This is a genomic window from uncultured Marinobacter sp., assembly GCF_963974375.1.
Taxonomy (GTDB): Bacteria; Pseudomonadota; Gammaproteobacteria; order Pseudomonadales; family Oleiphilaceae; genus Marinobacter.
Genome location: NZ_CAXBDN010000148.1, coordinates 1 through 10,563 on the forward strand (window position 1 = coordinate 1; position 10,563 = coordinate 10,563).

The window sequence follows — 10,563 nt, forward strand, 5'->3', positions numbered from 1 at the left end:
CCGGGTGCGTCAGCACGGATTTGATTTCCAGGGCCAGCCCCTGAGTATCACTGTCAGTGCCGGCCTTGTGCATGCATCCGATGTGATTTCCGCAAAATTGTCCGCAGAGATGTTGATTGAAATCGCCGATCAACGCTTGTATCACGCCAAACGTACCGGCCGAAACCGGGTGGTTAATGCTCCGGGTTCATCTTCCCGATAACTAAAACCAATTTACCTTTATATCACCGTTTGGTATATCCTTAGAACTAAATTGATATACCGAGGTGAGCATCATGTCCAGTCCCATCGTTCAGCCGTTTTTTGATGAGCCTACCAACACCTTCAGCTACGTGGTTCAGGATCCGGACAGCCAGGCTTGCGCCATTGTTGATTCGGTGCTGGATTTCGACTACGCGGCGGGCCGCACCGATGTGCGATCCGCCGAGGAAATCATCGCTTATATCCGTGATCAGGGTCTGACGGTGCAATGGATTCTCGAAACCCACGTTCATGCGGATCACCTGTCGGCTGCGCCGTTTCTTCATGAGCAGCTGGGTGGCAAGACCGGTATCGGGGCACACATCGTGGATGTGCAGGAGATCTTTGGCAAAGCCTTTAACGCCGGCACCGAATTTGCCCGGGATGGCAGCCAGTTCGATGCCCTGTTCAACGAGGGTGACAGCTTCCGCATCGGTAATCTGGAAGGACGCGTGCTGCACACGCCCGGCCATACCCCGGCCTGCCTCACCTATGTGATTGGGGACGCCGCCTTCGTGGGGGATACCCTGTTCATGCCGGATTACGGAACCGCCCGCTGCGACTTTCCGGGGGGCGATGCCCGCACGCTGTATCAGTCTATCCAGAAGGTGCTGAGCCTGCCGGACGAGACCCGGATATTCCTGTGCCACGACTACAAGGCCCCGGACCGGGAAGAGTTTCAGTATATGACCACGGTGGCCGAGCAGCGCGCCAACAATGTTCACGTGCATCAGGGCATCAGCGAACAGGAGTTTGTGAAAATGCGGACCGAACGGGACGCCACCCTGGACATGCCACGTCTGATTCTGCCTTCGGTGCAGGTGAACATGCGGGCCGGACACATGCCGCCGGCTGAGGACAACGGTCAGATTTATCTGAAAGTTCCGGTTAACCGTTTCTGAGCGCACTGAGATGCGCTCTGAAAAGGTCCGCTGGAGCAGGCTCCGGGTCGGGCCGCTGAGAGTAATTTGGAGAACGCCGTGGTCAGTCTGAAACGTTACCTGCCAGTGCTGGGGTGGTTGCCCGCTTACCGCAAGGAGATGCTGGTCAGTGATCTGGTGGCGGCATTTATCGTCACCATCATGCTCATTCCCCAGTCCCTGGCCTATGCCATGCTGGCGGGATTGCCACCGCAGGTGGGCCTTTACGCCAGTATATTGCCGCTGGTGCTGTATGCGGTCTTTGGCACCAGTCGTACCCTATCGGTAGGCCCGGTGGCGGTGGTTGCGCTGATGACAGCTGCGGCCCTGGGCAGTCAGTTTGAGGCGGGAAGCGCCGAATACGTTGGCGGCGCCATCGTACTGGCGGTCATGTCCGGCCTGATGCTGGTGCTTATGGGCGTATTCCGGCTGGGCTTTCTGGCGAATTTCCTCAGTCATCCGGTGGTCTCCGGATTCATAACGGCGTCCGGTCTGGTGATTGCGGCCAGCCAGCTGGGGCAACTGACCGGCGTGCCGATTTCCGGGCACAATCTGCTGCAACTGGGGGCGGACCTGTTCCGGGAGCTGGGCAATATCCATCTGCCCACGCTGGCCATAGGCGGCGGCGCGCTGTTGTTTCTGGTGGCGGCCCGCAAGTTCCTGAAACCTGCGTTGATACGGCTCGGGCTTGGTGAACGGACGGCGGACATGCTGACCAAGGCGGCGCCGATTCTGGCAGTGGTGGTTACCACGTTGATTACCTGGGCTCTCGGGCTGGATCAGGCCGGGGTAAGGGTGGTGGGTGAGGTGCCAGGCGGACTGCCCGGGCTGGTGATGCCGGCCATGGAGCTTTCCCTGTGGCAGCAACTGGCCATGAGTGCATTGCTGATCAGTGTGGTGGGTTTTGTGGAATCTGTGTCGGTAGGGCAGACCCTGGCCGCCAAACGCCGTCAGCGCATTGATCCGGATCAGGAACTGATTGGTCTCGGCGCCGCCAATCTGGGTGCCGGGTTTGCCGGCGGGATGCCGGTGACCGGTGGTTTTTCCCGCTCGGTGGTGAATTTTGATGCCGGCGCCCAGACACCTGCCGCCGGCGCCTTTACCGCTATTGGTATCGCGGTGGCGACGCTGGCGCTGACTCCGGCCATCGCCATGCTGCCGGTGGCAACATTGGCAGCCACTATTATTGTCGCCGTGTCCACGCTGGTGGATTTCCCTGCCCTGATCCGGACCTGGCGGTATTCCCGGGCTGATTTCATGGCCATGCTGGTGACCATTGTGCTGACGCTCAGTTACAGCGTGGAAGCAGGCATTGTGGCTGGTGTGGGGCTGTCAGTGTGGCTGTTTCTCTATCGCACCAGTCGTCCTCACAGTGCTTTGCTGGGGCGGGTGCCCGGTACCGAGCATTTCCGCAATGTGCTGCGGCACCAGGTGGAAACCCGGCCGGAACTGGCACTGTTGCGGGTGGATGAAAGCCTGTATTTTGCCAATGCCCGCTTTCTGGAAGACCGGGTGCTGGATCTGATCAGCAGCCATCCTGAACTGGAGGATGTGGTGCTGGTGTGTCCGGCGGTGAATCTGGTAGACGCTTCCGCCCTGGAGAGTCTTGAGGCCATTAATGACCGTCTCAAGGATGGTGGGGTGCGGCTGCACCTGTCTGAAGTGAAAGGTCCGGTCATGGACCGGCTGAAAAACACCGGATTCTGCCGGAACCTGAGCGGACGGATATTTTTGAGCACCTTTGAAGCCTGGGCGGCACTGAACCCCCGGGCCAGCGACGTTCCCGGTTAACGGCGTTGGTATCAGTCCGGCTGCAGATGACCTGCGAGCAGCCGCTGACTGGTGATATCGGCCAGAATCTGCAGTTCTCCGGCCGCCAGATCGCGGATTTCGATACAGCCTTCCCGGCGGATCAGCTGGCCATGGCTCTCCAGCCAGTCGGTGGACCAGTGGCTGCCTTTTTCGCCGGGAAACAGGGCCACATAGGCGATGCCGCTTTCCACCAGATCCTGGAAGAAATGGGAGCCGAAGGACAGATCAGGCATCATGCCATTACCCATGTCGGCGATTTCCACCAGTACCGAAGCGCGACTGAGATCTGCAAAGCCGGCGGGCACGCCCAGCTCGGGACTGCTGGTGCCCCAGCGTCCCGGTCCTGCCAGCAGAATGTTCTGATGGTCCGGCGCGCTGCGCAGAATATCACCCACCTGCCGCGCCACGTCGTATTTTTCAGCCAGGGGCAGGGCGCTGTATTCCGCCGCCCGGACCAGAACCACCCGATCAATCATCAGATTGATGTTGCCCCCCATGAAGTGGCCTTCGGATGACATCAGCAACTGTGCGGGCCGGACATGATCCGGCATGGCTGTTGGCCGGGCGTCGCCTATGGTGGCCAGGGGCCGGCACTGGACCAGGTTGAAACGCGGCCCGCCGTCTTCCAGATGCAGGGTGAATTCCACATCCACCGGATGCTCATAGGCGGCCTCCAGGGTGGCCAGCAGTTTTCGGGCCCGCTCAACAAATCTGCTGGTGCGGATCAGCGGGGCAAAGGTCAGTCGCCAGATCGGGTTGTCAGACCCCAGCTCCCGGTTTCGCTCGGTGGCACTGCGGTCCAGTTCTGCGAGCGCAGGCAGGGGCAGGGTGCCCAGCTGTTCAGTCAGCGTGGTCAGGGGAACGGACGACAGACCGGGCCCGGTGACATCCAGCAGGTCTACCTGATGCTGGGAAAAGGCATAGCTCTCGTCCCGGGAGCGGTAGGGACGTTTCAGCGGATAGTCCAGTGCCAGCACACAGGCGTGGTCGCCGCTGATGCGATCAACCGCACGGGTGCCCAGACCCATTACCAGGCGCAACATGCCAGCTTTCGGGTCCATGCCCTTGTCCCACACAAAAGTGTTACGGGAAACGCCCACGGCTGCGGCATCCGGCAGATAGTAGTGCTCATGGAAGCGACCATTCACCCGTTGCATCAGCAGCGCCATGGGCTCCTCCATTTCCTCCAGGTGGCGCTGACGGCGATAGCTCAGCGCATCGTTGCTGAATGCTGAGGCATAGACGGTACGAATGGCTTCTTCCAGCGCTGCCAGCCTTTGTTCCGGATCCCCCTGGTTAACCAGAAATACGCTTTCATATTTGCCGGCAAAGGCGTTACCAAAACCATCTTCGAGCAGACTGCTGGAGCGCACCAGAATCGGGTACTGGCCAAAATGGTCCAGCAGTCGAATCAGTTCCGGCCGGGTTTCGGGAGGAAACCGGCCCTTGAGGATGGCGGCTCTGAGACCGGTGGCCTCTTCAAAGAAACCCTCCCGGGTCTGCTGTTTCATTATTGCTGGCCAGAGATCGTTGTAGACCAGAAAGGCGTACCAGGCGTCCGACGCCAGAAACACGGAGTCGTGGGGGTCGAGAGCCTGCTGCCAGAGTTCAGGGTCGTCCAGCAGCAGAATTTTCCGGGCCAGTAACATACCGGCCGCCTTGCCGCCGATAAAGCCGCTGCCAATGGTGTGGTTCCGTATGGCCACCAGATCGTCGAGGGTGAAATAGCGGCTGGCCAGCGCCAGCATGCGCGGATCGCGGCTGATCATGATGGCCAGGATACGCTGGCTGATGCTCTGGCACTGTTCTTCCGGGCCCTGGGTCAGCGCATCGGCAGCCTGCATGAACAGGCGGTCCCAGCCATCCAGCAGCGGCGGTGACTGATGGTCCTGCTGGGCCTGGTGTTCGATGGCGGCCTGCAGGCGGGGGGCGTCACTGCTGTCCGTTACCGGCTCGAATTCGCCGTTGCGATAGCGGTGAGGCAGGAACATGGTGGGGGACATGCGACGCCAGACTTTCACCGGCTGGATCTGCAGGTCGTCATCCGCCCGGTGCAGGTCAATCATCACCTGAGTGGTACTGCGAATGCGGTCGAGAGTCTCCCGGGAATGACTGCGCGGGTCCAGGGCGAACCAGGCAACCGTGTCCAGTTCGTAGAGAAAGGGACAGATTACCCGGAAGAAGTAGCCCACCATGGTATCTGTGGCCCAGGCATTGAGCAGGTCACTGAGGTAGTCACAGACATAGAACGCGCCCCGGCCCCAGGTTGCTACCTGATGCCAGACCGAAGCGGTAAAGGATTCGAAGCCGGCCCTGGCATCCAGCTCGATCACGCGGATACCGGGGCCAGGCGCGATCAGCGCAGGGTGCTGACCGAACCGGAGATAGATGATCTGGCGCCCGGCGGCCACCGCAGACTCGACGAAAGGCGTGACAAAACGCTGGTAATCGTCAAGGTCACGGACCCGCCAGACCACATTGTCGCCGATTCTGAGACCATCAAGCACCCGGTCCAGACCGGCAACGCCGGTTGAAACCCGGGCTGAGCTCTCGGTATCGGCGACCCTGGTCATGGTCAGATCAGGCCCATGGCGTCCATGGCGCGTGCCACCTTGATAAAACCGGTGATGTTGGCGCCGAGCACGTAATTGCCTGGCGATCCAAACTCTTCAGCGGTCTGGAAGCAATCCTTGTGGATATTGATCATGATTTCCTCGAGACGTGTCTCGGTGTAGGCAAAACTCCAGGAATCACGGCTGGCATTCTGTTGCATCTCCAGCGCACTGGTGGCTACGCCGCCGGCATTGGCCGCCTTGCCCGGACCATAGCAGATATCTGCGGTCTGGAAGATCTGGATACCTTCCGGGGTGGTTGGCATGTTGGCGCCTTCGGCCACCGCGATGCAGCCGTTTTCCAGCAGGGTCTTGGCGTCTTTGCCGTTCAGTTCGTTCTGGGTGGCGCAAGGCAGGGCCACGTCGCAGGGCACATCCCAGATGTTGCCGCCGGCCACATAGCGGGCGTCTTTGTGGATCTCGGTGTAGGCACTCAGGCGACGACGCTCCACTTCCTTGATGCGTTTGAGGGTGGGCAGGTCAATGCCCTTCTCATGAACCACAATACCGGTGGAGTCGGAGCAGGCAATCACTTTGGCGCCCAGCTGGTGGGCCTTCTCGATGGCGTAGATGGCGACGTTGCCGGAACCGGACACAACCACGGTCTTGCCTTCGAGGGAGTCACCGCGGGCTTTCAGCATCTCGTGGGTGAAAAACACGGTACCGTAACCGGTGGCTTCGGTACGGGCACGACTACCGCCCCAGTCGAGGCCTTTACCGGTCAGCACGCCAGACTCGTAGCGGTTGGTGATGCGCTTGTACTGGCCGAACAGATAGCCGATTTCACGCCCGCCCACGCCGATATCGCCAGCGGGTACGTCGGTGTATTCGCCCAGATGACGGAACAGTTCAGTCATCAGGCTCTGACAGAAACGCATGATTTCGGAGTCGGACTTGCCCTTGGGGTCAAAGTCGCTGCCACCCTTGCCGCCGCCAATGGGCATACCGGTGAGGGCATTCTTGAAAATCTGTTCGAAGCCCAGGAACTTGATGATGCCCAGGTACACCGACGGATGGAAGCGCATGCCTCCTTTATAGGGACCCAGGGCGCTGTTGAATTCCACGCGGAAGGCACGGTTGATCTGGATCTCGCCGCTGTCGTCCTGCCAGGGAACCCGGAAAATAATCTGACGCTCCGGTTCGCAGATGCGCTGGATGATTTTCTTGTCGGCGAACTCCGGATATTTCACCAGCACCGGTCCGAGGGTTTCCAGAACCTCATGAACGGCCTGATGGAACTCGGATTCACCGGGGTTACGGTGCAGTACGTCCTGGTAGATAGGATCCAGTTTTTCGTCCAGTGTTGCTGTCATTGGCTTCGACGCTCCCGAAGGTCAGTATAGTTATAAGTCACAGATCTGGGCTGTGAGAAAGTAAAAACATGAAATTGCACCATGAACGTGCAAAAAAGGCAATGATGCTCAGCCGTGGGGCGGGCAGTTTCTCAGGTTTTCCAGAATCGGGGAAGAGCGCCGGCTGCTATTTCACAATTCTCAGCTGCCGGAAGCTCCACCAGACGCCAGTGCGATACCCGCCGGATGCTCCGGTGACCAGTGTTGCATCCACTGGATGACCTCTGTTGCCGGCATTGGCCGGGCGATGCCGTAACCCTGAATCAGATCACAACCCATGGCCAGCAGGGCCGCAGCATGCTCGCGGGTTTCCACCCCCTCCGCGAGCACTGAGCGGGAAAAGCGCTGGGCCATGTAAATCACGCTTTCAACAATGGCCCGGTCGCTGTCGTCATCCAGCATATTGCGGATGAAGCTCTGATCGATCTTGATCAGATCCACCGGCAGGCTGCGGAAATAGCTCAGGGACGAGAAACCGGTGCCAAAATCATCCAGAGCGACCTGTATACCCAGGCCGCGACAGGCCTGTATGACCTGGCCGGCCCGCTGGATATCATCCAGTGCGGTGGATTCAAGAATTTCCAGGGTAATGAGTGACGGGTCAACCTCCGGGTGCGCATCCAGGTAACGCTTCAGAAAGCAGGCAAAAGCCGGCGCCAGCAGATGAGCGGGGCTGATATTGATACTCACGCCCAGGCGGTATCCGGAGCGGAACCACGTCAGCTGTTGTTGCAGGGCTTCGGTCAGTACCCATTGACCAAACCGTTGCTCCAGGTGGCTGCCCTCAATGTAAGGCAGGAACAACCCCGGCGGGACCAGGCCCTGATCCGGGTGGCGCCAGCGTGCCAGAGCCTCAAAGCCAAGCACGCAGCGGTCGCTCATTCGCACCTGAGGCTGGAAGTGCAGCTCGAACTCGTTCCGGTTCAGGGCCCGGGTGAGATTGGTGAGCTGGGTTCTGCGCTGTTGCAGATGTTCGTCCAGACTTGGGTCGAAAAAGTGAAAGTTGTTGCGGCCTTTTTCTTTGGCTGAGTACATGGCCTGATCGGCGTGGCGGACCAGGCGTTCTTCGTCTGAAGGATCATTGGGATAGAGGGCAACGCCCATGCTGGCCGTGATCACGGTATTGGCAGGCCCAACCGACAGTGGTTGGCGAATGGCATCGAGAATGCGCTGATAGACCCGCTCATCATCAACGTCCCGCAATAACAGAACAAACTCGTCACCGCCGACCCGGGCCACGGTATCGTCACTGCGAATCGCCAGTCGCAGCCGGTTGGCGACTGTCGCCAGGGTGCGATCTGCAAGGCCCTGCCCCACCAGATCGTTAACGGCCTTGAAACCATCAAGGTCAAGATAACAGACCGCCAGTGGCTTGCCGGACTGATCTGAATGGTCCATGGCCCGGCGCAGTCGCTCCATCATCAGGCGTCGGTTGGGCAGGTTGGTCAGCTCGTCGTAGTTGGCGGCCCGATCCAGTTCCTCGGCATGGTTCTTGAGTGCGGTGATGTCGGAGAAACTGGCCACGTGGTACCAGTCACCGGGTTCGTCAAGAATGACCCGGGTAATGGTGAGAAACTCCGGGAACTCTTCGCCACTCTTGCGGCGATTCCAGATTTCACCACGCCAGAAATTATTCTCAACAATAGAGCGCCACATGGACTGGTAGAACTCCGGGCCCTGGCGACCGGAACTGAGAATGCTGGGGTTGGCGCCGATAACCTCGTCACGCTCGTACCCGGTAATGCGGGTGAAGGCCGGGTTGACCTCGACAATGCGGTTACTGTTGTCAGAAACCATGATGGCGTCATGACTGCGCTCAAACACACTGGCGGATATCTTCAGACGACGCTGGTCTGCCTTGTAATGGGTGATATCCAGTTGGACTGAAAAAAAGCCGCCATCGGGATGCTCGTCCCGGCTGATGGGGCTGCAGATCACCCGGGCCCAGTAAGGACTTCCGTCCTTGCGGTAGTTGAGGATGTCGCGGTCAAACCCCTCGCCGGCCTGCAACTTCTGGCGCATGGCGGCCACAGTCTGCTGATCTGTTTCCTCACCTTGCAGCAGTTCTCCCGGGCGCTGACCAATGATATCCCTGAGCCGGTAGCCACTGATGTGTTCAAAGGCAGGATTCACCCATTCGATACAGCCCCGGGCATCGGTCATGATCACGCCATTGGCGGTATGTTGTGCTACCAGGGCAAGTCGTTCAGGATCCGGAAACTCCGGTAAGGCGTGGCGTGGTGGGGTCTGGTCGTCCATACTCGTGGCTCGGGTCGTCAGTGTGTGGTTCAAGCTGCCCTGCTGTGAGTAACGTCCTGGCTTATAGATTGCCTGCTAACAAAAACAGAGTGATCATAACAGATTTCTGTAGGTAACTGATGAAGGTAGTTAACTATGTCTGAAGTAAAAGGTTATGCCGCCACCTCGGAATTATCCGGGCTGGCGCCGTTCAGTTTCCGTCGTCGTGAGTTACGGCCGGATGATGTCTCTATTGAAATCGAATATTGCGGTGTTTGCCATACGGACATTCACTTTGCCGAGAATGACTGGGGCCGTACCAACTACCCGGTCGTGCCAGGGCACGAGATTATCGGGAAGGTGGTGGCCGTTGGCAATGATGTGAGTCAATTCACCGTTGGCCAGCGGGTCGGTGTGGGCTGCATGGTGGATTCCTGTCGCCAGTGTGCTTCCTGTGGCCAGGGTCTTGAACAATATTGTCGCGAAGGTATGACGCCCACCTACAACGGCCGTGATCGACATGATCAGCTGCCTACGTTCGGTGGCTATTCTGACGGTATCGTGGTTGCTGAACGGTTCGTGGTCAGGGTTCCGGACAGTCTTGATCCGGCAGCGGCTGCGCCTCTGCTGTGTGCCGGCATTACCACCTACTCGCCGCTGAAACACTATGGGGTCAAACCCGGTGACAAGGTGGGAGTGATCGGGATGGGTGGCCTGGGTCATATGGGGGTCAAGTTTGCCCGGGCGCTGGGCGCTGAAGTGACCCTCTTTACCCGCTCCCGGGCGAAGGAGGCGGAGGCCAGGAAGCAAGGCGCAGATCACGTGGTTATTTCCACCGATCCGGACCAGATGGCAGCGGCCCGCGAGCAGTTTGATTTCCTGCTGGACACCATTCCGGTGCCCCATGACCTGAACCCGTACCTCGATACTCTCGCGGTCGATGGCATGCATATTCTGGTGGGGCTGATCGAGCCCATTGAGCCTACCATCCATTCCCGGGCGTTGATTGCAAAACGCCGGATTCTGACCGGGTCACTGATCGGTGGTATGCCGGAAACCCAGGAGGTGCTGGATTTCTGTGCGGAACATAACATTACCTGTGATATCGAAATGCTGGATATGGCCGATATCAACAAGGCCTACGAGCGGATGAAGCAGGGCGATGTGAAGTACCGTTTCGTGATTGATATGAAAACCCTGAAGTAGCCTGCCGGGCTACTCTTTCCAGCGGGAATGCTTGCCCAGCTTGCGCTGCAGGGTTCTGCGGTGCATGTTGAGTGCTCTGGCGGTGGCCGAGATGTTGCCATCGTGCTCCGCCAGCACCCGCTGGATATGCTCCCAGGTCAGCTCCTCCACGGACGGCGGCTGGCTGCGGAGTTCCGGATCCTC

General features: G+C 59.2%; 7 protein-coding genes and 1 pseudogene. 4 read left to right on the forward strand and 4 right to left on the reverse strand.

Features of this window, described 5'->3' with window-relative positions:
- From AAC035_RS12950 to sulP, 3 genes and pseudogenes are all read left to right on the forward strand, one after another.
- A pseudogene (locus tag AAC035_RS12950) lies at positions 1–202 on the forward strand (GGDEF domain-containing protein); the annotation flags it as partial.
- 73 nt (positions 203–275) lie between these two features.
- Positions 276–1,142 carry an MBL fold metallo-hydrolase gene (locus AAC035_RS12955; protein ID WP_339804832.1) on the forward strand — a complete coding sequence of 289 codons (867 nt, stop codon included), beginning with the start codon at positions 276–278 and terminating at the stop codon, positions 1,140–1,142.
- Positions 1,143–1,241: 99 nt separating this feature from the next.
- Positions 1,242–2,951 (forward strand): sulfate permease, encoded by a 1,710-nt coding sequence (gene sulP / locus AAC035_RS12960; RefSeq protein WP_339804842.1) that lies wholly within the window; start codon positions 1,242–1,244, stop codon positions 2,949–2,951.
- An 11-nt stretch (positions 2,952–2,962) separates the two neighbouring features.
- Here sulP and AAC035_RS12965 read toward each other — a convergent pair whose 3' ends face one another.
- The 3 genes from AAC035_RS12965 to AAC035_RS12975 all read right to left on the reverse strand — a co-directional run bounded on the left by AAC035_RS12965 (position 2,963) and on the right by AAC035_RS12975 (position 9,195).
- Positions 2,963–5,545, reverse strand: coding sequence for a PEP/pyruvate-binding domain-containing protein (locus tag AAC035_RS12965; protein ID WP_339804834.1), 2,583 nt, complete (start codon positions 5,543–5,545; stop codon positions 2,963–2,965).
- A gap of 2 nt (positions 5,546–5,547) precedes the next feature.
- A complete protein-coding gene (gene gdhA / locus AAC035_RS12970) occupies positions 5,548–6,897 on the reverse strand; it encodes an NADP-specific glutamate dehydrogenase (protein WP_339804836.1) in 1,350 nt (449 codons plus the stop codon).
- A gap of 180 nt (positions 6,898–7,077) precedes the next feature.
- Positions 7,078–9,195 carry an EAL domain-containing protein gene (locus tag AAC035_RS12975; RefSeq protein WP_339804838.1) on the reverse strand — a complete coding sequence of 706 codons (2,118 nt, stop codon included), beginning with the start codon at positions 9,193–9,195 and terminating at the stop codon, positions 7,078–7,080.
- 135 nt (positions 9,196–9,330) lie between these two features.
- Here AAC035_RS12975 and AAC035_RS12980 point away from each other — a divergent pair, with 135 nt between their 5' ends.
- Complete coding sequence (locus AAC035_RS12980) at positions 9,331–10,380, forward strand: NAD(P)-dependent alcohol dehydrogenase (protein ID WP_339804840.1); 1,050 nt, start codon at positions 9,331–9,333, stop codon at positions 10,378–10,380.
- Positions 10,381–10,389: 9 nt separating this feature from the next.
- On the opposite strand, the gene AAC035_RS12985 is transcribed toward AAC035_RS12980, so the two are convergent.
- A partial coding sequence (locus AAC035_RS12985; RefSeq protein WP_339804844.1) for a helix-turn-helix domain-containing protein occupies positions 10,390–10,563 on the reverse strand: 174 nt, incomplete at its 5' end.